Source organism: Bradyrhizobium sp. UFLA05-108 (assembly GCF_059803455.1).
This window is the reverse complement of the sequence record NZ_JBANAZ010000012.1, coordinates 1-23,874: the sequence shown is the minus strand read 5'-3', so window position 1 is coordinate 23,874 and position 23,874 is coordinate 1. Positions and strand designations below refer to the sequence as shown.

Sequence of the window (23,874 nt, the reverse complement as noted above, 5' to 3'; positions counted from 1 at the left end):
ATGTATGTCGCAGTCAAAGGTGGCGAACGTGCCATCGAGAACGCCCATCGCCTGCTCGCGCATGCGCGGCGTGGCGACCAGAGCGTACCCGAAATTTCGCTCGACCAGATTTCCGAGCAGCTCGGTCTTGCCGTCGATCGCGTCATGAGCGAAGGCTCGCTCTATGACCGCGAGCTTGCGGCGCTCGCCATCAAGCAGGCGCGCGGCGATCTGATCGAGGCAATCTTTTTGGTCCGCGCCTTTCGTGCCACCCTGCCGCGCCTTGGCGCAAGCGAGCCGGTCGATACCGGTGCCATGCGGGTGCAGCGGCGGGTGTCTTCGACCTTCAAGGATATTCCGGGCGGCCAGATTCTCGGGCCGACCTTCGACTACACGCACCGCCTGCTCGATCCGACGCTCGCCGAGGGATTTGTGCCCGAGGCGCCGGCGACGGCAGAGGCGTCGACCGCGGCCACGCCGCGCGTGACGGACATCCTGGGCCGCGACGGGCTGATCGAGGCCTCGCCGCAAGCTGAAGACGGCGCGAGCGTCGGGGATCTCACGCGCGAGCCGCTGAATTTTCCGGCCGACCGCGACCTGCGCCTGCAGAATCTCGCGCGTGGCGACGAAGGTTTTCTGCTGGCGATGGGCTACTCGACGCAGCGCGGCTACGGCCGTAACCATCCCTTCGCCGGCGAGATTCGCTTTGGCGAGGTCGAGGTCGATTTCTTCGCCGAGGACGTCGGTTTTGCCGTGCCGCTCGGCGCCATCGAGCTCACCGAATGCCAGATGGTCAACCAATTCAAGGGCTCGGCCACGGAAGCGCCGTGCTTCACCCGCGGCTATGGCCTCGCCTTCGGCCAGAGCGAGCGCAAGACCATGTCGATGGCGCTGGTCGATCGCGCGCTTCGCGCACGCGATCTCGGCGAGGAGGTGCTTGCGCCCGCGCAGGACGAGGAATTCGTGATGTCGCATTCCGACAACGTCCAGGCGACTGGCTTCGTCGAGCATCTAAAGCTGCCTCATTATGTCGACTTCCAGTCCGAGCTCGGCTTGCTGCGCAAGCTGCGGCAGGAATTTGCCGAGGCCAATGACGTCGAGGCGATGAAGGAGGCTGCGGAATGAACGCGCCTGCCTACAACTTCGCCTATCTCGACGAGCAGACCAAGCGGATGATCCGCCGCGCGATTCTGAAGGCCATTGCGATACCCGGCTATCAGGTCCCGTTCGCCAGCCGCGAAATGCCGATGCCCTATGGCTGGGGCACCGGCGGCGTGCAGGTCACGGCCGCGATTCTCGGACCGGATGACGTGCTGAAGGTGATCGATCAGGGCTCCGACGACACCACCAACGCGATCTCGATCCGGAAATTCTTCGCCAAGACCGCCGGCGTCGCCACGACGACCGCGACGGAAGTGGCAACCGTGATCCAGACTCGTCACCGCATCCCGGAGACGGCGCTCGGGCCGAACCAGGTGCTCGTCTATCAGGTGCCGATCCCCGAACCCCTGCGCTTCCTCGAGCCACGCGAGACCGAGACGCGCCGCATGCATGCGCTCGCCGAATACGGCCTGATGCACGTCAAGCTCTATGAGGACATCGCGCGGTTCGGACATATCGCGACCGCCTACGCCTATCCGGTGAAGGTGAACGCGCGCTACGTGATGGACCCGTCACCGACGCCGAAATTCGACAATCCCAAGATGGACAATTGCCCGGCGCTGCAGCTCTTCGGCGCCGGTCGCGAAAAGCGCATCTATGCGATCCCGCCTTACACCCAGGTGGTGTCGCTCGATTTCGAGGATCATCCGTTCGAGCCCTATCGCTTCAACGCGCCCTGCGCGCTGTGCGGCGCCGAGAATTCGTATCTCGACGAGATCGTCACCGACGACAAGGGCGGCCGCATGTTCGTGTGCTCCGACACCGATTTCTGCGAGGAACGTCAGGCAGCCGGCCATCACGGCAGCCTGAGCGCCGCGCCGTACAAGGAGAAGGCGCAGGGGGAATCAAATGGCTGAGCCTGTGCCTGAGAACGATCAGCCGCTGCTGGTCGCGGAAGCCTTGAGCAAATCCTACGGCAAAATCGCGGCCTGTCGCGACGTCTCCTTCGCGCTCTATCCCGGCGAGGTGCTGGCGATCGTCGGCGAATCCGGCTCCGGCAAGTCGACGCTGCTCCAGCTCCTGTCGGGCCAGCTGTCCGCGAGCGGTGGGCGCGTCGCCTACCGGATGCGCGATGGCGTGACACGCGATCTTGCAACGCTGGGCGAGGCCGAGCGGCGTTTCCTGTTCCGCACCGATTGGGGCTTTGTGCACCAGGATCCCGCGCAGGGCCTGCGCATGGCGGTCTCCGCCGGCGCCAATGTCGGCGAACGACTGATGGCCGTAGGATGGAATCACTACGGCCGCATCCGCGACACCGCCTCGAGCTGGCTGGAGCGCGTCGAGATCGACGTCGCACGGATCGACGATGCACCGCGCACCTATTCCGGCGGCATGCGCCAGCGCCTCCAGATCGCCCGTAACCTCGTCACCGAGCCGCGCCTCGTCTTCATGGACGAGCCGACCGGCGGCCTCGATGTCTCCGTGCAGGCCCGCCTGCTCGACCTCTTGCGCAACCTGGTTGCCGAATTGCATCTCGCCGTCATCATCGTCACCCACGATCTCGCGGTGGCACGGCTGCTGTCGCATCGCGTGATGGTAATGAAGGGCGGACGGGTCATCGAGACTGGCCTGACCGACCTGGTGCTCGACGACCCGCGCGAGCCCTATACTCAACTTCTCGTCTCCTCGATTCTGCCGCCATGAGCCGCCCGATGACCGCCATGATCGACGTCGCCAACGCGCAAAAGACATTTACGATGCACCTTCAGGGTGGCGTCGAGCTCCCTGTCGTGCGAGGCGTGACGTTCCACGTCAATCCCGGCGAATGCGTCGTGCTCTCCGGTCCGTCGGGCGCGGGCAAGTCGTCGATCCTGAAAATGATCTTCGGCAATTATCGCTGCGACGGCGGCCGCATCGGCATCCGCCATCGAGGTAACCTGATCGATCTTGCCAGCGCCGAGCCGCGTCAGATCCTCAACGTCAGGCGTGACACGATCGGCTACGTTAGCCAGTTCCTCCGCGCGGTGCCGCGAGTCGCGACCATCGATGTCGTCGCCGAGCCGCTGATCGCGAGCGGCGTGGCGCGACCCGAGGCACGACAGCGCGCGGGCGCTCTTTTGCATCGCCTCAACATCCCCGAGCGACTCTGGCAGCTTCCGCCCGCCACCTTCTCCGGCGGCGAGCAGCAGCGCGTCAACATCGCGCGTGGCTTCATTCCGGAGCTGCCGATCCTGCTGCTCGACGAGCCGACCGCCTCGCTCGATGCCGCCAACCGCGCCGTTGTCGTCGAGCTGATCGCAGGGAAGAAGCGCAGGGGCACAGCCATGGTCGCGATCGTCCATGACGACGAGATACGCCATCTGATCGCCGACCGTATCGTCGACGTCACCAGTTTTGCCGCCGCGGCCTGAAGGATTTGGAAATGAACGCGAAGCCGAATGAAACCGTGATCGCCAACGCCAGGATCGTGCTGGCTGATGGCGTGATCGAGCAGGGCTGGATCGCTCTTGCGAACGGGCGCATTGCCGAGATCGGCGAGAGCGGGGCGCCCGCGGGCGCCGAGGACGCCGGCGGCGACCTGATTGCGCCGGGCCTGATCGAGCTGCATACCGATCATCTCGAAGCGCACTACGTGCCAAGGCCAAAGGTGTTCTGGGATCCCGTCGCCGCCGTCATCTCCTATGACGGGCAGCTTGCGACGTCAGGCATCACCACGGTACTCGATTCGCTGCGGGTCTGGCGCGAGGACGGCGCGGAGGAGGTCGACGGCCGTGCCGGCACGCTCGCCGCTGCGATCTCCGCGGCGCGCCAGAGCAATCTCCTGCGCGCCGATCACTTCCTGCATCTGCGCTGCGAGATTCCGATGCCGAGCGTCGTCGAGGAGGCCAAGGAGCTGATCGGTCGTCCCGACGTGCGGTTGATGTCGCTGATGGACCACACGCCCGGCCAGCGCCAGTTTCGCGACGAGGTCAAGCTGCGCGACTACTACCGCGGCAAGGGTGGTGGCATGACCGACGCCCAGCTCGACGAGCTCTTTGCCAGACGCTTCACCTACCAGCAGACCTATGCCGCGACGAACATGCGAGAGATCGTGGCGCTTGCGCAGGAACACAAAATTCCGCTGGCGAGCCACGACGACACCACCGAGGAGAACGTCACCGATGCGATCCGCGACGGGGTCGCTGTCGCGGAGTTTCCGACCACGGTGGAAGCTGCGCGCGGCCTGCACGCAGCCGGCATCGACATTTTGATGGGCGCGCCAAATGTGGTGCGCGGCGGCTCGCATTCGGGCAACATCGCCGCCATCGATCTCGCGCGCGAGGGGCTCCTGGACATCCTGTCATCTGACTACATTCCGTCGAGCCTCTTGATGGCCGCGCTGCAACTGCCGCAGCATGTGCCGGCGATCAGCCTCCCGGCCGCAATCCGCACGGTGACGAAGGCACCGGCGGAGGCCGTCGGGCTCACCGATCGCGGCGAGATCGCGGTCGGCAAGCGCGCCGACTTGATCCGCGTCCACGTTGCAGGCAGCGTTCCCGTCGTTCGCAGCGTCTGGCGGGAAGGAGGGCGCGTCGCATGAGCGAGAGCCTGTCGATTGCACCACAGGAGACCGCGATCGGCCCTGGACGCCTGGTTTTGGTCGTTGGTCCGAGCGGTGCCGGCAAGGATACGCTGCTTGGTCTTGCCAAAGCCGCCCTCACTGAAGCTCACGATGTGGTCTTTCCGCGCCGGATCGTGACGCGGGAGGCGTCTGCTGCCGAGGACAATGTGTCCGCGACTCCGGACGAATTTCGCCGCGGGCTGGACCACGGGGATTTCGCTGCGCATTGGGAGGCACATGGCCTCTCATACGCCCTGCCGGTCGATATCAACGACGATATCCGCGCAGGCCGCACGGTCGTCGTCAATGTCTCGCGCACGGTGATCGACGCGCTGCGCCAGGCCTATGCCAACGTCGTGGTGGTCGCGATCACGGCGCCGCCGGACGTCCTTGCCCAGCGTCTCGCCGCGCGGGCGCGACGCAGCGACGGCAACATTACGGAGCGACTCAGCCGCAACGTCGATGACGCTGCGGCGCATGCCGACGTCACGATCGTCAACGCCGGCAGCGCTGATTATCATGGCCGGCAGCTTGTCCGCGTGATCCGCAACGAATGCTGGCGCGAATAGCAAAGGAGCAGGTGGAATGACGGTGATTACGACGGTCGAAGAGCTCGAAGCCATTTATGGCGCCACCAACGACGCCTCGACCGTGAAGGTCGCCGATCACGTCACCCCGCTCTATCGCGTCTTCATCGAGACATCGCCCTTTGCCGCGCTGGCCACCATTGGCCCCGAGGGCATCGATTGCTCGCCGCGCGGCGATCTGCCCGGCTTCGTGCGCATTCATGACCCGAAGACGCTGATGCTGCCGGACCGCCGCGGCAACAACCGCATCGATTCCCTGCGCAACATCGTCCGCGATTCGCGCGTCTCGCTGATGTTCCTGATCCCCGGCTCCGGCAACGCGATCCGCGTCAATGGGCGGGCCCACATCTCGGTCGATCCCGATCTGCTGGCCTCCTTCAAGGTCGATGGCAAGGCGCCGCGCAGCGTCATGGTGATGACCATCGACGAGCTCTATTTTCAGTGCGCCCGCGCCATCGTCCGCTCCGATCTCTGGAATCCCGACAAGCGGGTCGATCCCAAGTCCTTGCCGACGCCCGGTCAGATCCTCGCCGAAATGAGCGAGAACAAGGTCGGCGGCGAAGAGTACGACCGCGCCTGGCCCGCGCGCGCGGCCGCGACGATGTGGTGATTCCTTTCCTACTCGTGGAAGCTCCCGTCACCCGGAGTTCAAGCTGCGCTTGAATTCCGACCTCTCCCCGCAAGCGGGACGAGGTGACGCCGCGGCGAGATGATTCCGTTTGCTGGTGCTGATGCGCAGAGAAGCGGCCGCACGCCGCCGCGCGAAATATGGATAGCCATTTCATTGACCGATCGGGTCAATCGCCCGATATTCCGAGCATCGAAACTGCTCCATGAGCCGAAAGCCCATAATGAGAACGACTGACCAGCGAGTTCAAGGCGACATGCGCAAGGGCATGACGCATCGCTGTTTCTCTGCGGCGACCGGCCCCTGTTGTTGCTGCTGACCGTCGCTTCAGCACGCCCTCTTCACAAAATTTCAAGGACAGGAACGCCGACGTCCTCGGCGAACGAGCAGCCATGACCCAAGCCTACATCATTGAAGTCCACGACCGCACCGCCGGCATCATCGCGCGCGATGAGCGCGGCTTTCGCTTCTTCTCCTCCGAGCGGCTGTTCGACAGCCTCGAAGGCCGCCAGTTCCGTTCGGCCCGCGATGCCGAGCGCGCCGCACGCGCCGTATTCACCGAGCGGCGCCATCTTATCAATCAATCGCTCTTCGTCTGAAGCGGCGACGACCAGGAATCATCTGCCATGATCACACGACGATACGTCCTGACTGCTGCGTTGGTCCTCGCGACTGCGCTGGCGGCTCCCGCGCGCGCCGAAGACAAGCCGACCGAAATCCGCATCGGCACGCAGAAGGGCGGCTTCTTTCCGGCGATCCGCCAGCGTCACACGATCGAGGATACCTTCAAGCCGCTGGGCATCGAGATCAAATGGGTCGACTTCCAGTTCGGTCCGCCTCTGCTGGAAGCCATCAATGTCGGCAGCGTCGATTTCGGCTTTGTCGGCGACACCCCGCCGATCTTCGCGCAGGCCGGCGGCGCCAAGATCCGCTATGTCGCCGCGGTGACGTCTGACGGCACTTCGCAGGCGATCATCGTGCCGAAGGATTCGCCGATCCATTCGCTCTCCGACCTCAAGGGGAAGCGCGTCGCCTTCGGCAAGGGATCGAGTGCGCATAATCTTCTGGTTGCGTCACTCGAGAAAGCCGGCCTCACCTGGAGCGACATCACGCCGGCGCCGCTCGCGCCGGCCGATGCGACAGTGGCGTTCGTCAAGGGCGCGGTCGATGCCTGGTCGATCTGGGACCCGTATTTCGCGCTTGCCGAGCTGAAGGAGAACGCGCGCGTGATTGCGCTCGACAAGGACATCGGCAAGCCGAACGCCTTCTACATCGCTGGCTCCGACTTCGTCGAAAAATATCCGTCGCTGGTCGGAAAGCTCAATGCGACGTTTGCGGCCGAGGGGGCTTGGGCCGAAAGCCACCACGAGGAAGTTGCGAAAGCGCAGACCGAGGCTACCGGCGTGGACATCGAGGCGGTCAGGCGCTTCGTCGGCCGCTCGAATTATCGTGTCGTGCCGCTAGATGCGGAGGTGATCAGGAGCCAACAGGCGGTCGCCGACCGCTTCGCAAAGCTCGGTCTGATCCCGAAACCGGTCAACGTCACCGATATCGTCTGGAAGTGGAATTCGGGTTCCTGAACCCGAACGTCCGCGTCCCTCAGCTCCGGTGGCGCGCCCTTGTGCGTGCCGCCTTCTTTGCGGCGGCGGAGCGAGCCTTCGCGCCCTTGGTGCGGCTCGCCTTGCGCGCGGCTGCCGAACGTGACGCTGCACTGCGTCGGCTCGCGGCGCGCTTGGCCTGCTTCGAGAGCGAGCGGTGTGAAGCGGTCGAGCGCGGCTCCTTCTTCAGCACATTCTCCACGGCGCGTGAAACGCGTGGCCGGCGCTTCGGATGCCGTTTGCCCTGGCCGGCCTCATAGGCATATTTGGCGCTGCGGCGCGTCGCCTTCTTTGTACGTCCCTTGCGGGGCGGCGGCAGGTCGACGCCGGCGCGTCGCGCCTCCGAAAGACCGATGGCGATGGCCTGGCGCGTCGAACGCGCGCCATGCTTGCCCTTGCGGATCTTGTCGATCTCGTCCTTCACGAATTCGCCGGCCTGCGTGCTTGGCGATTTGCCTTCGCGTTTGTCCTGCCTGGCTTTGCGAATGATTTCTTGTCTTGGCATGGGTCAAGTTCCCTTCGGCATTGACGAGGGCTTCCTGACCGCAACGCGCAGAATGGCAGATTGATCCTCTTTAGCCCTTCAACGCCGCCAGCAGCTCGTCGGGGCGCTCGGCCATGATCATGTGGCCCGCGCCCGGCACCACGACGGTCTTCGCATGCGCCATTGCGGCGGCCAGCGCCTTGCCGGCTTTCGCTGGCGTCATCATGTCCCGTTCGCCGAGGATGACCGTCGCCGGCACCTTCACGGTCGCGGCAGCGGCGAGCGCATTCGTGTAGGAATTGCAGGCGGACAAATCCTTGAACAGCACGCCCGGCTCGCAGTGTTTCAACACGGCCTGCGCGCCGCCATGCATCCACAGGCCCGGTGCGAGGCTGCCGCCGAGCTCGGCCTTGAAGCCGAGGCCCCAGATCGAAACCATGTCGATGGCGTCCTGGTCGTTGCCCTCTGCCGCCTTCAACAGGTCAGGCCCGACCGTCATGGTTGCGGCCGTGCCGATCAGGCTCAGCGCCGAGACCTTGTCGGCGTGGCGCGCCGCGGTCTCCACTGCGATCAGGGATCCCATCGAATGGCCGATCAGATGCGCCTTCGCAACGCCGGCCGCGCCGAGCAGGGCGGCGGTCCAGTCGGCCATCTCGGCAATGCTGTTGAGCGAAGGGCCTGCGGAGCGGCCGTGGCCGGGCAGGTCGGGGGCCAGCACGGAATAGCCGTGATGGGCGAACCACCGCGTATGCAAGGCCCAGGTCGAGTGATCAAAACCCGCGCCGTGGATGAACAGCACGGTCGGCAGCGACTTGTCGAATTCGCGGCCGCCGGTTGCGACAAACACCTCGGCGCCGTTGACGGAGAGCTTCATGGCTTTCAGACCTTTTGCGAGATGCGTAGCGCTTGGGCGAGATCGTCGATGATGTCGGAGGCCGTCTCGATGCCGACCGACAGCCGCACCAGCTCTTCCCCGATGCCGGCCGCCTTGAGCTGCTCGGCATCCATCTGCTGATGCGTGGTGCTCGCGGGATGGATCACCAGCGTCTTGGCATCGCCGACATTGGCGAGGTGGCTGATCATGCGCAGCGCCTCGATGAACTTGCGTCCCGCTGCGCGGCCACCCCTGATGCCGAAGGAAACGATCGAGCCGGCGCCGCGCGGCAGTAGTTGCTTGGCGAGGTGATAGTCCGGGTGGGTCTCCAGTGAGGGATGCAGCACCCAGTCGACGGCCTTGCTGGACTTCAGTGCGTCCAGCACGGCGTGCGTGTTCTCCATGTGGCGGTCCATGCGAACGGGCAGTGTCTCGACGCCCTGCAGGAGCTGGAATGCGTTGGTCGGCGACATGCAGGCGCCGAAATCGCGCAGGCCTTCCGTGCGCGCACGCATGATGAAGGCGGCCGTGCCGAACTGCTCGTCGAAGACCATGCCGTGATAGCCGGCATAGGGCTCGGTGAGCACGGCGAACTTGCCCGATCCGCGCCAGTCGAAGCGGCCGCCATCGATGACGGCGCCGCCGATCGCGATGCCATGGCCGCCGATCCACTTGGTCGCCGAATGCATCACGATGTCGGCGCCAAGCTCGATGGGACGGCTGAGATAGGGCGTGGCAAAGGTGTTGTCGATCAGGAGCGGAATTTTCGCATCATGCGCGATATCGGCGACCTTCGGGATATCAAGCACCTCCAGCCCCGGATTGCCGATGGTCTCGCCGATCACGAGCTTGGTGTTCGGCCTGATCGCGGCACGGAACGCATCGTGGTCGCGCGGCTTCACGAATGTCGTGGTGATGCCGAAGCGCGGCAGCGTGTGTGCGAGCAGGTTGATTGTGCCGCCATAGAGCGAACTCGAAGCCACGATGTGGTCGCCGGCATTGAGAAGTGTGGCGATGGCCAGATGCATCGCCGCCTGGCCGCTGGCGGTGCAGATCGCGCCGACCCCGCCGTCCAGCGCCGCAAGCCGCTCCTCCAGCACGCTCGTGGTCGGATTCGAGATGCGCGTGTAGATGTGTCCGGCGCGCTCCAGATTGAACAGCGCCGCCGCATGATCCGTATCCTGGAACACGTAGGACGTGGTCTGATAGATCGGCACCGCGCGAGCGCCGGTCGCCGGATCCGGATGCTGGCCCGCATGCAGGCTCAGGGTTTCGAAGGCAGGCGGCTTGGGTGCGGGCATGCTTGGCCTCGTTTGTCGGGTCGGCGGGGATAGCCGTTGTGCCACAAAACGGCGTGCTGCGTCAGCCTGTCGTTGACTGGGGCGATTACGGCGAGATGATGCGGTCGCGCATCGCGATCATCACGGCCTGCGTGCGGGTCACTGCGCCGAGCTTTTCGCAGCAGCTCTTGATGTGGGCCTTCACCGTACGTCCGGTGATGCTCAGGGCATCGGCGATCTCGTCGGTGGATCGGCCAAGCGCAGCGTGTGTCAGCACCTCGCGCTCGCGCAGTGACAGTGCAAGCTGCGGAACGTCAGGCCGGCCGCGCAGCCGCAGCGCCCGGTCGAAGGCGTAAAGCGCCATGAGGTGGAGCGCGGGCAGTTCGCGTTCCGGCAGTTCGATCGCGGCGCCGCCGAAATAGACCTGCCCCATGCGGCCGGTGGGCGAGGCGACCGGGATCATGAAGCCGTCCACCATTCCGAAGTCGCGGGCGCGCCGTACCAGCTCGGCGGCGCGCGGCTCCCGCTCCGGATCATAGGGCGCCTCCCTGAACCAGCGGAACGGCCGCACGGTCGCCTTGCAATGGCGCAGCGCCGGATCGTTCCACACGTACCGCCCCTCCGAATACATATCCAGGAAGCCGGCCGGCAACCGTTCGGCAAGAATGGCCTCGCGCGCAGGCTCCGTCGACAGCGGGGCAATGTAGGCGCAACAGAAATACTCGAAGCCGTGCTGGTCAAGCACACGCCCCATCGCGTCGAGAACGCTGGCTGCGTCGAGAAGCGTCCCGACCTTCTCGACGAATTCGAACGCGCGACTGCGGATCACGTCCATCCAGCATCCTCCGAGTGGACTTTGGCAGATCATCGTTGCGCGACCCGGCCCACGAATCGAGTGTAGGACGGCGACGCCGCACCCGCAATCAGCGGAGGCCAGCTACGCGCCCGCGAGTCCTCTCGGGCTGGTGACTTGCGTTTCGATCGCAAATTGCCGATGGAATTCGTCGCGCTCGAAGATCAGACGAAGGGACAATCCGAATGACTGCCGAAACCACCATGACTGCCGACGTAGTTGGGTTGACCAGGGTCGCGCCGGTCTCGCGCCGCGCCTTCATGAGCGCGACCGCCGCGGTCGCCGCGGGTTACACGCTCGCCGCGGGACCCGTCCGCGCCGACGTCATCGCCACCGACACGACCGGCCTTCAGGCTGGCGATGCCGTGATCAAGGTCGGCGAGGGCGAAATGCCCGGCTACTATGCGCGTCCGGCCGGCGTCAGCCGCCCGCCGGTGGTCCTCGTGGCGATGGAGGTCTTCGGCCTGCACGAATACATCAAGGACGTGACGCGGCGCCTCGCCAAGCTCGGCGCATTGGCGATCGCGCCCAATTATTACCCCAACAAGGGGCCGGACCTGACCAAGATCACCGACACCAAGGAGCTCCTGCCCGTCGTCAACGCCAAGCCGGATGCCGAGCTTTTCGCCGATCTCGATGCCACGGTCGCCTGGGCCGCGTCGCAAGGCGGGGACACCAACAGGCTCGGCATGGTCGGATTCTGCCGCGGCGGGCGCTACGTCTGGGAATATGCCGCCCATAGCGATGCGCTGAAGGCCGCCGTCGCCTTCTACGGCTCGATCGTCGATCCCGCCAATCCGGTGTGGCCAAAGAGCCCGCTTCAGCTCGCACCCGAGATGAAGGCGCCTGTGCTCGGCCTTTATGGCGAAGCCGACACCGGCATTTCGGTCGCGCAGGTGGAGCAGATGAAGGCCGCCCTCGCGCAGAACAAGAAGACGGCCGAATTCAAGATCTACAAGGATGCCCCGCACGGCTTCCACGCGGACTACCGCCCCAGCTATCGCAAGGACGCGGCTGAGGATGCCTGGGCCCAGACGCAGGCCTGGTTCAGGAAGTATGGCGTGCTGAGCTGACAGCTACGTGCGCCGCGCGCGGGCGGCGTCATGCGCCGCCCGTCACGCTGACCTACTCGCTCACCCCTGATCCTTCTTCCGCCGGACCGGAGATGCCGAGCCGCTGGGCAATCGTGACCAGTAGAGCCACCGATTGAACGTTCAGTTTCTCCATGATCGCTTGGCGATGCGCCTTGATCGTTCGCTCCGCGCAGCCAAGCTCGCGCGCGGCATGCTTGTTTGTCTTGCCCTGTACAATGATCTCGAAGACCTGCCGCTGGCGCGGGCTCAGCGTCGACAGTCGGGCCCGAAGCACATCCAATTCGCCTTTTCGCGCGCGTTCTGTCGCGTGGCGCGTCATCGCCGCTTCGATTGCACTCAGTAGCTCCGTGGAACCGACTGGCTTGGTGAGGAAGTTGTCCGCTCCCGCCTTGATCGCTTTCACCGTGAGGCTGATGTCCGGGTAGCCGGTCAGAAACACAATGGGCAGCGTCGAGCCGAGCTCGGTCAAACGGCTTTGAAGCTCAGGGCCGCTCAAGTCAGGCATCCGGACATCCAGAAGAATGCAGCCACCGGCATCCAGGTCTGGCGGCTGGTCCAGCAACTGCTGAGCCGATGCATAAGTGACGACGCGGTAGCCGGTCTTTTCCAATAGTCGTCGGATAGCTGTTCGGAATGACACGTCGTCATCCACGACATGGATGATGCCGCGCATGTTTCTCCTGGGACGAAAAGTAGCTGTGCTTGCCTGTTATTCTTGTTTGTCCGTACAGCGCCTTCACGCCCGGCCAAGTCTTCTTGGATATGATGATCCTTGGATGTGATCTATCGATTCTGGATTGTCGAAGGCTAATTAAATCTACGAAAGCTGAGAAGTGATCTTCTGATCGCGAATGCCTGCCATGTGCACGATCAAGCAAAGTGGTTTTCGATTACCGATGAAGCGCAGAGCACAGGATCGCATCTGTTGGATCGCGGTCATGTCCGCGATAGCGTGTCGCTTTTTCTTGCCACAAATTAACGAGGCTTCGGCACCCAACCCGGATAGAAGGCGAGCGGCGGGGCTTCTTAAAAGCCAAGACGACAATTGTGAAGTTTGACGAACAGGAGCGCGGTACGCTGAAGCGTGCCGGCTTTTCCGTGGCGGACGACCACGAAGCGGCTTACCTCGAAGCCCTCGTCGCGATCGGTGCGCACGACGACGAGACCTTGTGGCTGACGATTACTTTGCCGAACTCCACGCGTGTCGTGTGCGCCTTGCCGCGCGATGAGACGATCGTCGCCATCGATGAGAACGGCTGACGCCGGTCCCCAAGATCACTTGCGCCGGTCTCGCGGCTGCCGGAGACCATCGTGGGATAGGGCTCGCCGGCCGGAAAGGCCTAGCGGCGGGCGGCGATCGCCGTCAGTTCCAGCTTGACGCCCGGGCCGAGATCCGCGACGCCGACCGCGGCACGCGCCGGCAGATGCTCCGCGGTGAAATAACGCTTCCACACCTGGTTGAGTGCCGCCTTGTCGGCGAGATCAGTCACGTAGATCGTCACCTGCAGAACGCAGGAGAGATCGGAGCCGGCCCCCTCGAGCAGGGTCTTCAACTGGCGAAGCACGTCGTCGGCCTGGCCCGCCATGTCGAGCCCGGCATCCTCGGGAACGACGCCGCCGAGATAGAGCACGCCATTATGCTCGACGATCTCGTGGAGCAGTCCTTCATAGGGCAGGGAGCGTTTGATCAACATGGCATCCGTGAGGTGCAGGACGGGACATCGTCGGCGAATGGGGAAGACTGGTGCTGCCGGACAGGATTGAACTGTCGACCTCTCCCTTACCAAGGGAGTGCTCTACCACTGAGCTACGGCAGCAAATGCTGGCAAAGAATCGGGCCGCGACGTGGGCCCGCCAAGCGGGGCGATGTCTGCCACAAGCCCCCCTTCTGCGCAAGCGCGCTTGCCCTGCGAAATCGATAAATCGGCCCGGTTGCGTACCCGAAGCGGCTAATTTGACCCGAAATGACCCGCTTTGGGGCGATTTGGTTCCGCAAAATCCCCAGCCAACTGGCCAGTTGGCCGCAACCCTGAATTCGACCAATTCTGGCCGCTTCGTTGCTTCGGCCGGCCACCGCCTCTTGAGCTGTCCTCGATCGATGGCAGGATGCCATCGATCATGATGATGGGCCCGTGATGACCGAAAACGACGACAAGACGCGATCAGGGGGCGCCCGGCAGGATCGGCTGAAATCGGCGCTGCGTGAGAACCTGAAGCGGCGCAAGGCGCAGGCGCGCGAGCGCGCCGGGGCCGGTCCCTCGCGGGAGGACGAACCAACCCCGGATGAGGAGATCGCCGGTAAGGCCGGCGGCTAGATTTTTTGGAATGAGCGAGAGCGGTGATGGCGCAGGATGGACCGGAACGAACCGACAGGGACACACTGATCTCGCACTTCTCACGCCCCGAGCAGACCTTTCCGACCCTGATGCCGGCCGAGATCGAGCGCCTGCGCCAATTTGGTGAGATCAGGCATTACGAGAGCGGCGAGCTGCTGTTCGAGACCGGCAAGCGCGGGCCGGGCATGTTCGTGGTGCTGTCGGGCCGTGTCGCCATCACCCAGCGCGACGGGCTTGGTCACGTCACGCCGGTGATCGACCAAGGGCCCGGCCAGTTTCTGGCTGAGCTCGGCCAGCTTTCGGGGCGGCCCGCGCTGGTCGACGGCCGTGCCGACGGTGATGTCGCGACGCTTCTGATCCCACCGGAGCGGCTGCGCGCTCTGCTGGTCGCGGAAGCCAATCTTGGTGAGCGCATCATGCGCGCGCTGATCTTGCGTCGGGTCAGTTTGATCCAGGGCGGCGTCGGCGGCCCCGTGCTGATCGGCCCCTCGCATTCGGCCGGTGTGGTGCGCTTGCAGGGTTTTCTCACTCGCAACGGCCAGCCGCATCACCTGCTCGACCCTGACAGCGAGCACGATGCGGCCGAGTTGATCGCGCGCTATTCGCCAAAACCCGAGGACTGGCCGCTCGTCGTCACCGCCGACGGCACCGTGCTGCGCAATCCGACTGAGATCGAGCTTGGACGCGCGATCGGCATGATCGGTGGTCCCCGCGGCGAAAAGATCTATGACGTCGCGATCGTCGGCTGCGGACCGGCCGGACTTGCGACCGCTGTTTATGCGGCCTCCGAAGGCCTCTCGGTCGCCGTACTCGATACCCGCGCTTTCGGCGGCCAAGCCGGCGCCAGCGCGCGCATCGAGAATTATCTCGGCTTTCCGACCGGCATTTCCGGCCAGGCGCTCGCGGGCCGCGCATTTACACAGGCGCAGAAGTTCGGCGCCGACATCATGATCCCGATGTCGGCGCAGTCGCTGGATTGCTCGCGCGCTGGCGGCACCTTCGCACTGATGCTCGACTGCGGCGACACCTTGCGCTCGCGCGCGGTCGTGGTCGCGAGCGGCGCGCGCTATCGCCGGCCGGGAATCGAGAATTTGGAGAAATTCGAGGGCCGCGGCGTCTGGTATTGGGCCTCGCCGGTCGAAGCGAGGCTCTGTTCCGGCGAGGAGGTGGCCCTCGTCGGCGCCGGCAACTCGGCGGGGCAGGCCGCGGTGTTCCTGTCGGGCCACGCGAAGAAAGTGCTGATGATCATTCGCGGCGGTGGTTTGGGCGCCAGCATGTCGCGCTATCTCATCGAGCGCATCGAGGCGACACCGAACATCGAGCTGTTGTTCAACACCGAGATCGTCGCGCTCGAGGGCGACGAGGCTTCGCTGCTCCGACGGATCCGCTGGAGGAGCCGGCTGTCGACCGACGAGGACGCCGCCGATATCCGCAACCTTTTCCTGTTCGTCGGCGCCGATCCCGCGACCACCTGGCTCGACGGCTGCGGCGTCACGCTCGATCGTGGCGGCTTCGTCGTCACCGGCGCGCAGTCCGAGCAGAACCAGGGCCGGCTCGTCGCGCCGCTCGAAACCTCCGTGCCCGGCGTCTACGCCGTCGGCGACGTGCGCTCCGGCTCGGTCAAGCGGGTCGGCGGCGCCATCGGCGAGGGCGCGCAGGTCGTGGCCGCCCTGCACGGTTTCCTCGGCGATGCCGCGAAACCGGCGCTTTGATCTGTCCTATGGTGCGCACTCCATCTCCTCATCTTGAGGAGCGCGCCCTTGCGCGCCTCCTCGCCATGAGGGTTTAATGGTGAGACAACAAAATCGGGAGGACTAAATGGCTGAACTCGTCGTGCTCTACAAGACGCCCAAGGATGCCGCGGCCTTCGACAAGCACTATGCCGAAATCCATATTCCGCTGGCAAAGAAGCTTCCTGGCCTGAAGAAGTATGCGGTGAGCAAGGGGCCGGTCGGGACACCCGCCGGTCCGTCGCAATTCCACCTGGTCGCGATCCTGACCTTTGACAGCGTCGGCGATATCCAGAAGGCGTTTGGTACGCCGGAAGGCAAGGCGGCGGCAGCCGACGTTGGGGTATTCGCAACCGGCGGCGTCGAGATGCAGATCTTCGAAACGCGCGAGGTGTAGGCGCGACCTCTGCCGGCGGCGGCAACCGATCCTTCTCGTTCGACGCAAGACTGAGCGCCTGACATTGCCGATATGACACTTGTGCAAACACATGCATGCATTTGCCGCGTCGAACGGCGAATGCATGGCTTGGCGCATGCGCGTAGCAACATCGTGTGTGGCAATCCGATGAGGGCCGTAATACCATTCTCCCGATCTCAATGGGGAGAGTAGCCATGGTCCTTGGGTTGAGCCTGCCTGCCTTCACGATGCTCCATGTCATCATCAGCCTGATCGCAATCGTCGCCGGTCTTGCCGTGATGTTCGGACTGCTCGGCTCGAAGCCGATGCCGGTTCTCACCGCGATCTTCCTGCTGTTCACGATTCTGACCAGCGTCACCGGCTTCCTGTTTCCATTCAAGGAGCTGTTGCCGTCGCATATGGTCGGCATCCTCTCGCTGGTGCTGCTCGCGATCGCCTGCATCGCGCTCTATGGCATGAAGCTCTCCGGCGCCTGGCGACCAATCTATGTCGTGACGGCGATGACGTCGCTCTATCTCAACGTCTTCGTGCTGATTATCCAGTCGTTCCTCAAGGTGCCCGCACTGGCGGCGCTGGCGCCGGCCGTGCCGCCGGCTCCGCCGTCGGGCCCTGTGTTCGCGGTCGTGCAGGGCATCGTGCTGGTGTTCTTCGTGCTCGTGATCATCGGCGCCTGGCGCCGCTTCAGGCCGATGGCGTTTGCCTGAGCTCGCACTCGTCATTCCGGGGCATCGCGCAGCGATGAACCCGGAATCTGCGCGACGATCTCCAGATTCCGGGTTCACGCTACGCGTGCCCCGGAATGACTCCAAGAGCGATAAGGAGCAGATCATGCCCACCATCACCACCAAAGACGGCGTCGAGATCTTCTACAAGGACTGGGGCAAGGGGCAGCCGATCGTGTTCAGCCATGGCTGGCCGCTGTCGTCGGATGACTGGGACGCCCAGATGCTGTTCTTCCTCAACCACGGCTACCGCGTCATCGCCCATGACCGCCGCGGCCACGGCCGCTCCAGCCAGGTCGCTGACGGCCACGACATGGATCACTATGCCGATGATCTCGCTGCACTCACCGCCCATCTCGATCTGAAGAACGCCATTCACGTCGGCCATTCCACCGGTGGCGGTGAGGTCGTGCACTACATTGCCCGCCATGGCGAGAGCCGGGTGGCGAAGGCCGCGATCATCGCGGCGGTGCCGCCCTTGATGGTGCAGACGCCGGCCAATCCCGGTGGCCTGCCCAAGGAGGTGTTTGACGGACTGCAGGCGCAGCTCGCAGCCAACCGTTCGCAATTCTATCGTGATCTGCCGGCCGGCCCGTTCTATGGCTACAATCGTCCCGGCGCAAAGCCGTCGGAACCGGTGATCCAGAACTGGTGGCGTCAGGGCATGATGGGCGGCGCGAAAGCGCATTATGATGGTGTCGTCGCGTTCTCGCAGACAGACTTCACCGAGGATCTGAAGAAGATCAACGTGCCCGTCCTCGTCATGCACGGCGACGACGACCAGATCGTCCCCTACGCCGACTCCGGACCGCTCTCGGCCAAGCTCCTGAAGAACGGCACACTGAAGACCTACAAGGGCTTCCCGCACGGCATGCCGACCACGGAAGCGGAGACAATCAACGCGGACCTGCTGGCTTTTTTTAAGGGGTAGAGCACCTCACTTCAAAATCCCTCTGATCGCGTCGAACATGCGCTTGACGAAGGCTTCCGGCTTTTCGCGCGCGTCTTCGGTGGCCCAGACTTCGCCGCCGACGCGCATCGCGCCGGTTGCGATCATCGCGACAAGGCGCGCGCGGAGCTTTTCGGACTTCTTGTTCGTGCGCCGGGCGAGCCCTTGCGCAAGCGCGCGTTCGAGCTGCTCATATTTGAGCTGGTCGCGCGCTTGCAGGGTGGGATTGTCGCGTTTGAGCCGCGCCATGGCGAGCGCCTCGCCCGGATCCAGCCGTTTCGTCGCTGCCGCGATGGCATTTTCTGCGGCCGTCAGCATGGATTCGCTCGCAGGGCGCGCCGCGACCTCCTCGGTGAGCGAGGCGGCGATATCCTCCTGCCAGGCGAAGACCACGTCCTCCTTGCTCGCGAAATAGTGAAAGAAGCTGCGGCGTGACACCTCGGCGGCCGCGGCGATATCGTCGATCGTCGTCGCCTCGAAGCCGCGCTGAAGGAACAGCGCCATCGCCGCCCGGGTCAGCCGCTCCCGTGTTGCTTCGCGCTTGCGTTGCCGAAGGCCGATCGCGGGGGCGGATTTCTCCCTCGGCGACAAGGGCCTGGCCCGGCTTCTGGCCGTCTTCGCGGCGGTCAATTTTTCACCTCTTGCAAATTTGCACTAAGTGCACATTTGGAGCGGTCGCGGGGCGCTTCAATGAGAACCAACGTGCTGGAGACTGGCATGCCCGACTGGACCACGGCCGATATTCCTTCGCTCGACGGCAAGACCGCAATCGTCACCGGCGCAAGCGGCGGGCTCGGCTATGAGACCGCGCTGGCGCTCGCGGGTGCCGGCGCTATCGTCATACTCGCCGGCCGCAGCGAGGCAAAGGGCCAGCGCGCCCTTGAGCTGATCTGCAATCGCTTCCCAAACGCGCTGGTCGCCTATGAGGAGCTCGATCTCGCAAGGCTCGGTTCGGTCGCCGAGTTTGCCAGGCGGTTTTCGGGTAGCCATGACCGGCTGGACATCTTGGTCAACAATGCCGGCGTGATGGCCTTGCCGAAACGCTGCGAGACGGTCGACGGGTTCGAGATGCAGCTCGGCACCAACTATCTCGGCCACTACGCATTGACGGCGCATCTGTCACCGCAGCTCCGCCGTGCACAGGGCGCGCGCGTGGTCCAGCTCGCAAGCCTTGCGCATCGCTCCGGTCGAATCGATTTCGACGATCTCCAGAGTAAGCGCTCCTATCGGCCCTGGCGCGCCTACTGCCAGTCCAAGCTTGCGATGCTGATGTTTGCGTTGGAGTTGCAGCGCCGCAGCGATGCTGCCGGCTGGGGGTTCGAAAGCGTGGCCGCGCATCCCGGCTATGCGCGCACCGAGCTGATCGCCAATGGTCCGGGCACCGGTACCCTGTCGTGGCGTATCGGCCGGCTGATCCAGCCCTATATCAGCCAGTCCGCGGCCGAGGGCGCGCTGCCGACGCTGTTCGCCGCGACCTCGCCCGCGGCGCAAGGGGGCGGCTATTATGGTCCGAACGGGTTCTATGAATTGAAGGGCGCGCCGGCGCCGGCGAGAATCATGCCGCAGGCGATGGATCTCGCGTCAGCGGCGATGTTGTGGGATGCCTCGGCGACGCTGACCGGCATATCCTTCGAGGAGTTCGCAGCCGCCGCCTGACCGGGGGAGGCGATCGCGATAGCGATGGCCTCCGGACCACCGGGCGGATAGCTTCTACAGCAACCGCCGCGGTCCGGCCGCGTTAAGGCGCAGCCCCGCGAGGTCCATGTGAGGTGCAGGCCAATGCCGCCCCAACTCAAGCTGATTGCGCTCGATGCCGACGACCTCGCCGTCATCTCGACCCATGTGCAGGACGCGCGGGTGCAGACCTCCGACATCATCTGGCGGCAGGGCGAGAAGCGGCTGGTGATCGGCATGAACCGGCTGGACTGGGAGCAGACGCTGGACGGCGAGGCCGAGCCGCGCCGGCTGGTCTCCGCGCTCCGCTTCGACCGCGTCCTCGCCTGCAAGTCGCGCAATATCGACCTCGCCGCGCTCGAGCGGGTCTTGGACCTCGTCGGCATCGAGTTTCACGGTCAAAACGCCCCTGGCGGCAGCGCACTGCTCCTGTTCGCCCATGGCGGCGCGATCCGGCTGGACGTCGAATGTCTGGAATGCGAGCTGACCGATCTGGGCACGGACGAACTGGGGACGGGTGAAAGCGGGGAGGCGGACCAGGGGGCAGGACGGCGTCAAGCCGGGACGACGTCTCCCAAGGGTTGACGGCGGTGGCCCGCCGCGCCATTGAGCAGGGGACCTGGTGAGCCCGATCCACCCCCAGAGACCAGCCAAAAGACCATCGCCACATGCCCATTCGCCTCGACCGCAGCAGTGCCGATTTCGACCAGCGATTTGTGGCCTTCCTAGCCGCCAAGCGCGAGGTCTCGGCCGACGTCGAGGCCGCCGCGCGCTCAATTGTCGATGATGTGGCGAGGCGCGGCGATACCGCGCTGATCGAGGCGACGCGCAAGTTCGACCGGCTCGAGCTCGATGCGGCCTCCTTGCGCGTCTCGGCCGCCGAGATCGAGGCCGCGACGAAAGCCTGCGATGCCGCAACGCTGGATGCGCTCAAGCTCGCCCGCGACCGCATCGAGACCTATCACGCGCGCCAACTGCCGAAGGACGAGCGCTTCACCGATCCGCTCGGCGTCGAGCTCGGTTGGCGCTACACCGCGATCGAATCGGCCGGCCTCTACGTGCCCGGCGGGACCGCGGCCTATCCGTCCTCGGTGCTGATGAATGCGGTGCCGGCCAAGGTCGCCGGCGTTGCGCGCCTCGTGATGGTGGTGCCGGCGCCCGACGGCAAGCTCAATCCGCTGGTGCTGGCGGCCGCCCGCCTCGGCGGTGTCAGCGAGATCTATCGCGTCGGCGGCGCGCAGGCGGTGGCCGCGCTCGCCCATGGCACCGCAACGATCGCGCCGGTCGCAAAGATCGTCGGCCCCGGCAACGCCTATGTCGCCGCGGCAAAACGGCTGGTGTTCGGCAAGGTCGGCATCGACATGATTGCCGGCCCCTCCGAGGTGCTGGTCATTGCCGACGACAGCGGCAATGCCGACTGGATTGCCGCCGACCTGCTGGCTCAGGCTGAGCATGATGCGAGCGCGCAGTCGATCCTGATCACCGACTCTGCGCGGCTCGCCGCCGATGTCGAAGCGGCCGTCGAAGCGCAGTTGAAGACGCTGCCGCGCGCTGCCATCGCCGGCGCTTCGTGGGCCGATTTCGGCGCGATCATCATGGTGAAGAACCTTAGTGAGGCGATCCCGCTCGCCGACGCCATCGCCGCCGAGCATCTCGAGATCATGACGACGGACGCCGATGCGCTCGCGGCAAGGATTCGCAATGCCGGCGCGGTGTTCCTCGGCGCGCATACGCCCGAAGCGATCGGCGACTATGTCGGCGGGTCCAACCACGTGCTGCCGACCGCGCGCTCGGCGCGCTTCTCCTCGGGGCTTTCGGTGCACGACTTCATGAAGCGCACCTCGATCCTGAAATGCGGCCCCGACCAGCTCCGTGCGCTAGGACCTGCCGCGATGGCGCTCGGCAAAGCGGAAGGGTTGGACGCCCATGCGCGCTCGGTGGGATTGCGCCTCAATCTGTCATGAACAAGCCCGCACAGGACGACACGCAGAATCGCATCGTCGGCGTCACGCTCGACGAGGAATCGATTGGCCGCTCCGGGCCGGACATCGAGCATGAGCGCGCGATCGCGATCTACGATCTGATCGAGCAGAACCTGTTCGCGCCGGAAGGCGCCGACGGCCAGGGCCCGTTCACGCTGCATATCGGCATCACCGGCAACCGGTTGATGTTCGACATTCGCAAGGAGGACGGCTCGCCCGTGGTCGCGCATCTGTTGTCGCTGACGCCGTTTCGGCGGATCGTGAAGGACTATTTCATGATCTGCGACAGCTACTACCAGGCGATCCGGACAGCTACGCCGGACAAGATCGAGGCGATCGACATGGGCCGCCGCGGCATCCATGACGAGGGATCGCGCACGCTCCAGGAGCGGCTGAAGGGCAAGGTGCGGGTGGATTTCGAGACCTCGCGCCGGCTGTTCACGCTCATTACTGTCCTGCACTGGAAAGGCTGATCGCGGTGGCGGCGCCCCCACGCGCACGCGATCCGCAATCGGTGTTGTTCGCCTGCGCGCTCAACAGCGTGCGCTCGCCGATGGCCGAGAGCCTGTTGCACCACATGTTTCCGCACGGGCTCTATGTGAAGTCCGCCGGCGCCAGGAAGGGCGAACTGGATCCCTTCGCGGTCGCCGTGATGGCCGAGCTCGGGCAGGACATCTCCACCCACAAGCCGCAGACCTTTGAGGAGCTGGAGGACTGGGAGGGGTTGAACTTCGACCTCATCATCACGCTGTCGCCCGAGGCCCATCATAAGGCACTGGAGCTGACGCGCACGCTCGCCGCCGATGTCGAGTACTGGCCGACGCATGATCCGACGGGCACCGAAGGCAGCCGCGACCAGAAGCTCGCCGCCTATCGCGAGGTCTGCGACCAGCTCCTGCTGCGCATCCGCAAGCGCTTTGCGAAGGCCGGGGCTGCGAGCGGGTGACTCTCGTGCCCCGGCTCAGCATCTTTCAGGCCGCGCCGCGTCCGGGACACGAAACCTGCCCGTAACACCCGCGTCACAGACAGCAGGCACACGCATCTCTGGGCGCCCGAATCGCTTAAGTCTGGGTTCCCGGGTTGTGAAAACGGCCCCCTTCCGATAGGTTCCGCGCGCAATTCACCCCTGCTTCGTTCCCCAAATCACCTGATGCTCGGCCGCCCCAAATTCGTTCTTGCCTCCGGTTCGCCACGGCGCCTGTCACTGCTCAATCAGGCGGGCATCGAGCCCGATGCCTTGCGCCCGGCCGATGTCGACGAGACGCCGAAGCGGGGCGAGCTGCCGCGCGCCTGCGCCAACCGCCTCGCCCGGGCAAAAGCTGATGCGGCGCTCAAATCCGTGCAGCTCGACGACGAGCTGCGCGGCGCCTTCGTCCTCTCGGCCGACACCGTTGTTGCGGTCGGCCGCCGCATTCTGCCCAAGGCCAACCTGGTGGACGAGGCGGCGCAGTGCCTGCGGCTGCTGTCAGGGCGCAACCACCGCGTCTACACCGCGATCTGCCTCGTCACCCCGCGCGAGGCGTTCCGCCAGCGCCTGGTCGAGACCCGGGTCCGCTTCAAGCGCCTCTCCGAGGATGACATCCAGGCCTATATCGGCTCCGGCGAATGGCGCGGCAAGGCCGGCGGCTACGCCGTGCAGGGCATCGCTGGCTCCTTCGTGGTCAAGATGGTCGGTTCCTACAGCAACGTCGTCGGCCTGCCGCTCTACGAGACCACCACGCTGCTTGGCGGCGAAGGTTTTCCGATCCGCTTCGGCTGGCTCAACGCCATCGGCGTGTGAGCCTTGGGTTGGCTTAAACAAAAATCTCGAAAACAACCCCATGCAAAGTAGAAGGCCCTGGCCGGAGGGCCCTCTTGCCCATGGAATTCAAGTGCCGCCGCACCGGTGGTGAGCACCCTCCTCCACAAGGAGGAGGGTGCTCACCGCCGGTGCGGCGGCACTTGAATTTCATGGGCAAGAGAGCACTCCGGCCAGGGCCTTCTA

29 protein-coding genes and 1 tRNA gene are annotated in these 23,874 nt (G+C 64.9%); 22 read left to right on the top strand and 8 right to left on the bottom strand.

Features of this window, described 5'->3' with window-relative positions:
• The 9 genes from SO140_RS11535 to SO140_RS11495 all read left to right on the top strand — a co-directional run bounded on the left by SO140_RS11535 (position 1) and on the right by SO140_RS11495 (position 7,476).
• Positions 1 to 1,104, top strand: coding sequence for a carbon-phosphorus lyase complex subunit (locus SO140_RS11535; RefSeq protein ID WP_449378164.1), 1,104 nt, complete (start codon positions 1 to 3; stop codon positions 1,102 to 1,104).
• Positions 1,101 to 1,997, top strand: a complete 897-nt coding sequence (locus SO140_RS11530; protein WP_449378163.1) for an alpha-D-ribose 1-methylphosphonate 5-phosphate C-P-lyase PhnJ — start codon at positions 1,101 to 1,103, stop codon at positions 1,995 to 1,997. Before SO140_RS11535 ends, SO140_RS11530 begins: the two co-directional genes overlap by 4 nt.
• Positions 1,990 to 2,784: a phosphonate C-P lyase system protein PhnK gene (gene phnK / locus SO140_RS11525; protein WP_449378162.1), complete on the top strand. Its 795-nt coding sequence runs from the start codon at positions 1,990 to 1,992 to the stop codon at positions 2,782 to 2,784. Before SO140_RS11530 ends, phnK begins: the two co-directional genes overlap by 8 nt.
• A gap of 8 nt (positions 2,785 to 2,792) precedes the next feature.
• The gene (gene phnL / locus SO140_RS11520; RefSeq protein WP_449378161.1) at positions 2,793 to 3,491 is read left to right on the top strand and encodes a phosphonate C-P lyase system protein PhnL; all 699 of its coding nucleotides are present in this window, start codon (positions 2,793 to 2,795) and stop codon (positions 3,489 to 3,491) included.
• 11 nt (positions 3,492 to 3,502) lie between these two features.
• Positions 3,503 to 4,660 carry an alpha-D-ribose 1-methylphosphonate 5-triphosphate diphosphatase gene (locus SO140_RS11515; RefSeq protein WP_449378160.1) on the top strand — a complete coding sequence of 386 codons (1,158 nt, stop codon included), beginning with the start codon at positions 3,503 to 3,505 and terminating at the stop codon, positions 4,658 to 4,660.
• Complete coding sequence (gene phnN, locus SO140_RS11510; protein WP_449378159.1) at positions 4,657 to 5,250, top strand: phosphonate metabolism protein/1,5-bisphosphokinase (PRPP-forming) PhnN; 594 nt, start codon at positions 4,657 to 4,659, stop codon at positions 5,248 to 5,250. Before SO140_RS11515 ends, phnN begins: the two co-directional genes overlap by 4 nt.
• Before the next feature lie 16 nt (positions 5,251 to 5,266).
• Entirely contained in the window at positions 5,267 to 5,878 is a 612-nt protein-coding gene (locus SO140_RS11505) for a pyridoxamine 5'-phosphate oxidase family protein (RefSeq protein WP_449378158.1), read from the top strand.
• A 410-nt stretch (positions 5,879 to 6,288) separates the two neighbouring features.
• Positions 6,289 to 6,495, top strand: a complete 207-nt coding sequence (locus SO140_RS11500) for a hypothetical protein (RefSeq protein WP_449378157.1) — start codon at positions 6,289 to 6,291, stop codon at positions 6,493 to 6,495.
• Positions 6,496 to 6,522: 27 nt separating this feature from the next.
• Positions 6,523 to 7,476: an aliphatic sulfonate ABC transporter substrate-binding protein gene (locus tag SO140_RS11495; protein WP_449378156.1), complete on the top strand. Its 954-nt coding sequence runs from the start codon at positions 6,523 to 6,525 to the stop codon at positions 7,474 to 7,476.
• A gap of 19 nt (positions 7,477 to 7,495) precedes the next feature.
• On the opposite strand, the gene SO140_RS11490 is transcribed toward SO140_RS11495, so the two are convergent.
• From SO140_RS11490 to SO140_RS11475, 4 genes are all read right to left on the bottom strand, one after another.
• Complete coding sequence (locus tag SO140_RS11490; RefSeq protein ID WP_449378155.1) at positions 7,496 to 7,999, bottom strand: DUF6496 domain-containing protein; 504 nt, start codon at positions 7,997 to 7,999, stop codon at positions 7,496 to 7,498.
• Positions 8,000 to 8,069: 70 nt separating this feature from the next.
• Positions 8,070 to 8,852, bottom strand: coding sequence for an alpha/beta fold hydrolase (locus SO140_RS11485; protein ID WP_449378154.1), 783 nt, complete (start codon positions 8,850 to 8,852; stop codon positions 8,070 to 8,072).
• 5 nt (positions 8,853 to 8,857) lie between these two features.
• Entirely contained in the window at positions 8,858 to 10,153 is a 1,296-nt protein-coding gene (locus tag SO140_RS11480) for an O-acetylhomoserine aminocarboxypropyltransferase (RefSeq protein WP_449378153.1), read from the bottom strand.
• Positions 10,154 to 10,238: 85 nt separating this feature from the next.
• Complete coding sequence (locus SO140_RS11475; protein WP_474800383.1) at positions 10,239 to 10,967, bottom strand: helix-turn-helix transcriptional regulator; 729 nt, start codon at positions 10,965 to 10,967, stop codon at positions 10,239 to 10,241.
• Positions 10,968 to 11,170: 203 nt separating this feature from the next.
• Here SO140_RS11475 and SO140_RS11470 point away from each other — a divergent pair, with 203 nt between their 5' ends.
• Positions 11,171 to 12,058 (top strand): dienelactone hydrolase family protein, encoded by an 888-nt coding sequence (locus tag SO140_RS11470; RefSeq protein ID WP_449378151.1) that lies wholly within the window; start codon positions 11,171 to 11,173, stop codon positions 12,056 to 12,058.
• Between the two features lie 52 nt (positions 12,059 to 12,110).
• Here the strand turns inward: SO140_RS11470 and SO140_RS11465 are convergent, their stop codons facing one another.
• The gene (locus SO140_RS11465) at positions 12,111 to 12,752 is read right to left on the bottom strand and encodes a response regulator transcription factor (RefSeq protein WP_449378150.1); all 642 of its coding nucleotides are present in this window, start codon (positions 12,750 to 12,752) and stop codon (positions 12,111 to 12,113) included.
• A 374-nt stretch (positions 12,753 to 13,126) separates the two neighbouring features.
• Between SO140_RS11465 and SO140_RS11460 the strand changes: the two genes are divergently transcribed.
• Complete coding sequence (locus SO140_RS11460; protein ID WP_449378149.1) at positions 13,127 to 13,339, top strand: hypothetical protein; 213 nt, start codon at positions 13,127 to 13,129, stop codon at positions 13,337 to 13,339.
• 80 nt (positions 13,340 to 13,419) lie between these two features.
• Here SO140_RS11460 and SO140_RS11455 read toward each other — a convergent pair whose 3' ends face one another.
• Positions 13,420 to 13,770: a RidA family protein gene (locus SO140_RS11455; RefSeq protein ID WP_449378148.1), complete on the bottom strand. Its 351-nt coding sequence runs from the start codon at positions 13,768 to 13,770 to the stop codon at positions 13,420 to 13,422.
• 51 nt (positions 13,771 to 13,821) lie between these two features.
• Positions 13,822 to 13,896, bottom strand: a tRNA-Thr gene (locus SO140_RS11450).
• A gap of 318 nt (positions 13,897 to 14,214) precedes the next feature.
• Here SO140_RS11450 and SO140_RS11445 point away from each other — a divergent pair.
• From SO140_RS11445 to SO140_RS11425, 5 genes are all read left to right on the top strand, one after another.
• Positions 14,215 to 14,394 (top strand): hypothetical protein, encoded by a 180-nt coding sequence (locus SO140_RS11445; protein ID WP_449378261.1) that lies wholly within the window; start codon positions 14,215 to 14,217, stop codon positions 14,392 to 14,394.
• 26 nt (positions 14,395 to 14,420) lie between these two features.
• The gene (locus tag SO140_RS11440; RefSeq protein WP_449378147.1) at positions 14,421 to 16,127 is read left to right on the top strand and encodes an FAD-dependent oxidoreductase; all 1,707 of its coding nucleotides are present in this window, start codon (positions 14,421 to 14,423) and stop codon (positions 16,125 to 16,127) included.
• Between the two features lie 106 nt (positions 16,128 to 16,233).
• Positions 16,234 to 16,542, top strand: a complete 309-nt coding sequence (locus SO140_RS11435; protein WP_449378146.1) for an EthD family reductase — start codon at positions 16,234 to 16,236, stop codon at positions 16,540 to 16,542.
• Between the two features lie 215 nt (positions 16,543 to 16,757).
• Positions 16,758 to 17,267 carry a hypothetical protein gene (locus SO140_RS11430; RefSeq protein ID WP_449378145.1) on the top strand — a complete coding sequence of 170 codons (510 nt, stop codon included), beginning with the start codon at positions 16,758 to 16,760 and terminating at the stop codon, positions 17,265 to 17,267.
• Between the two features lie 124 nt (positions 17,268 to 17,391).
• Positions 17,392 to 18,216 carry an alpha/beta fold hydrolase gene (locus SO140_RS11425; RefSeq protein WP_449378144.1) on the top strand — a complete coding sequence of 275 codons (825 nt, stop codon included), beginning with the start codon at positions 17,392 to 17,394 and terminating at the stop codon, positions 18,214 to 18,216.
• A gap of 6 nt (positions 18,217 to 18,222) precedes the next feature.
• Here the strand turns inward: SO140_RS11425 and SO140_RS11420 are convergent, their stop codons facing one another.
• Complete coding sequence (locus SO140_RS11420; RefSeq protein ID WP_449378143.1) at positions 18,223 to 18,864, bottom strand: TetR/AcrR family transcriptional regulator; 642 nt, start codon at positions 18,862 to 18,864, stop codon at positions 18,223 to 18,225.
• An 87-nt stretch (positions 18,865 to 18,951) separates the two neighbouring features.
• Between SO140_RS11420 and SO140_RS11415 the strand changes: the two genes are divergently transcribed.
• The 6 genes from SO140_RS11415 (at position 18,952) to SO140_RS11390 (ending at position 23,670) form a co-directional block, all read left to right on the top strand.
• On the top strand, positions 18,952 to 19,890 hold the full coding sequence (locus SO140_RS11415; RefSeq protein ID WP_449378142.1) for an oxidoreductase: 939 nt from the start codon (positions 18,952 to 18,954) through the stop codon (positions 19,888 to 19,890).
• Between the two features lie 123 nt (positions 19,891 to 20,013).
• Positions 20,014 to 20,493 carry a DUF2948 family protein gene (locus tag SO140_RS11410; RefSeq protein WP_449378141.1) on the top strand — a complete coding sequence of 160 codons (480 nt, stop codon included), beginning with the start codon at positions 20,014 to 20,016 and terminating at the stop codon, positions 20,491 to 20,493.
• 83 nt (positions 20,494 to 20,576) lie between these two features.
• Positions 20,577 to 21,872 (top strand): histidinol dehydrogenase, encoded by a 1,296-nt coding sequence (gene hisD / locus SO140_RS11405; RefSeq protein WP_449378140.1) that lies wholly within the window; start codon positions 20,577 to 20,579, stop codon positions 21,870 to 21,872.
• Positions 21,869 to 22,363, top strand: coding sequence for a UPF0262 family protein (locus SO140_RS11400; protein ID WP_449378139.1), 495 nt, complete (start codon positions 21,869 to 21,871; stop codon positions 22,361 to 22,363). The genes hisD and SO140_RS11400 overlap by 4 nt, the downstream gene beginning before the upstream one ends.
• Positions 22,364 to 22,368: 5 nt before the next feature.
• The gene (locus tag SO140_RS11395) at positions 22,369 to 22,836 is read left to right on the top strand and encodes an arsenate-mycothiol transferase ArsC (protein ID WP_027520710.1); all 468 of its coding nucleotides are present in this window, start codon (positions 22,369 to 22,371) and stop codon (positions 22,834 to 22,836) included.
• Positions 22,837 to 23,040: 204 nt separating this feature from the next.
• Positions 23,041 to 23,670, top strand: a complete 630-nt coding sequence (locus tag SO140_RS11390) for a Maf-like protein (RefSeq protein ID WP_449378138.1) — start codon at positions 23,041 to 23,043, stop codon at positions 23,668 to 23,670.
• Positions 23,671 to 23,874 lie beyond the last annotated feature (204 nt).

Excerpts from the sequence above, each read along its gene's own strand:
- SO140_RS11535 (WP_449378164.1), top strand. The coding sequence starts at position 1 with ATGTATGTCGCAGTCAAAGGTGGCGAACGTGCCATCGAGAACGCCCAT.
- SO140_RS11530 (WP_449378163.1), top strand. The coding sequence starts at position 1,101 with ATGAACGCGCCTGCCTACAACTTCGCCTATCTCGACGAGCAGACCAAG.
- phnK (WP_449378162.1), top strand. The coding sequence starts at position 1,990 with ATGGCTGAGCCTGTGCCTGAGAACGATCAGCCGCTGCTGGTCGCGGAA.
- phnL (WP_449378161.1), top strand. The coding sequence starts at position 2,793 with ATGACCGCCATGATCGACGTCGCCAACGCGCAAAAGACATTTACGATG.
- SO140_RS11515 (WP_449378160.1), top strand. The coding sequence starts at position 3,503 with ATGAACGCGAAGCCGAATGAAACCGTGATCGCCAACGCCAGGATCGTG.
- phnN (WP_449378159.1), top strand. The coding sequence starts at position 4,657 with ATGAGCGAGAGCCTGTCGATTGCACCACAGGAGACCGCGATCGGCCCT.
- SO140_RS11505 (WP_449378158.1), top strand. The coding sequence starts at position 5,267 with ATGACGGTGATTACGACGGTCGAAGAGCTCGAAGCCATTTATGGCGCC.
- SO140_RS11500 (WP_449378157.1), top strand. The coding sequence starts at position 6,289 with ATGACCCAAGCCTACATCATTGAAGTCCACGACCGCACCGCCGGCATC.
- SO140_RS11495 (WP_449378156.1), top strand. The coding sequence starts at position 6,523 with ATGATCACACGACGATACGTCCTGACTGCTGCGTTGGTCCTCGCGACT.
- SO140_RS11490 (WP_449378155.1), bottom strand. The coding sequence starts at position 7,999 with ATGCCAAGACAAGAAATCATTCGCAAAGCCAGGCAGGACAAACGCGAA.
- SO140_RS11485 (WP_449378154.1), bottom strand. The coding sequence starts at position 8,852 with ATGAAGCTCTCCGTCAACGGCGCCGAGGTGTTTGTCGCAACCGGCGGC.
- SO140_RS11480 (WP_449378153.1), bottom strand. The coding sequence starts at position 10,153 with ATGCCCGCACCCAAGCCGCCTGCCTTCGAAACCCTGAGCCTGCATGCG.
- SO140_RS11475 (WP_474800383.1), bottom strand. The coding sequence starts at position 10,967 with ATGGACGTGATCCGCAGTCGCGCGTTCGAATTCGTCGAGAAGGTCGGG.
- SO140_RS11470 (WP_449378151.1), top strand. The coding sequence starts at position 11,171 with ATGACTGCCGAAACCACCATGACTGCCGACGTAGTTGGGTTGACCAGG.
- SO140_RS11465 (WP_449378150.1), bottom strand. The coding sequence starts at position 12,752 with ATGCGCGGCATCATCCATGTCGTGGATGACGACGTGTCATTCCGAACA.
- SO140_RS11445 (WP_449378261.1), top strand. The coding sequence starts at position 14,215 with ATGACCGAAAACGACGACAAGACGCGATCAGGGGGCGCCCGGCAGGAT.
- SO140_RS11440 (WP_449378147.1), top strand. The coding sequence starts at position 14,421 with ATGGCGCAGGATGGACCGGAACGAACCGACAGGGACACACTGATCTCG.
- SO140_RS11435 (WP_449378146.1), top strand. The coding sequence starts at position 16,234 with ATGGCTGAACTCGTCGTGCTCTACAAGACGCCCAAGGATGCCGCGGCC.
- SO140_RS11430 (WP_449378145.1), top strand. The coding sequence starts at position 16,758 with ATGGTCCTTGGGTTGAGCCTGCCTGCCTTCACGATGCTCCATGTCATC.
- SO140_RS11425 (WP_449378144.1), top strand. The coding sequence starts at position 17,392 with ATGCCCACCATCACCACCAAAGACGGCGTCGAGATCTTCTACAAGGAC.
- SO140_RS11415 (WP_449378142.1), top strand. The coding sequence starts at position 18,952 with ATGCCCGACTGGACCACGGCCGATATTCCTTCGCTCGACGGCAAGACC.
- SO140_RS11410 (WP_449378141.1), top strand. The coding sequence starts at position 20,014 with ATGCCGCCCCAACTCAAGCTGATTGCGCTCGATGCCGACGACCTCGCC.
- hisD (WP_449378140.1), top strand. The coding sequence starts at position 20,577 with ATGCCCATTCGCCTCGACCGCAGCAGTGCCGATTTCGACCAGCGATTT.
- SO140_RS11400 (WP_449378139.1), top strand. The coding sequence starts at position 21,869 with ATGAACAAGCCCGCACAGGACGACACGCAGAATCGCATCGTCGGCGTC.
- SO140_RS11390 (WP_449378138.1), top strand. The coding sequence starts at position 23,041 with ATGCTCGGCCGCCCCAAATTCGTTCTTGCCTCCGGTTCGCCACGGCGC.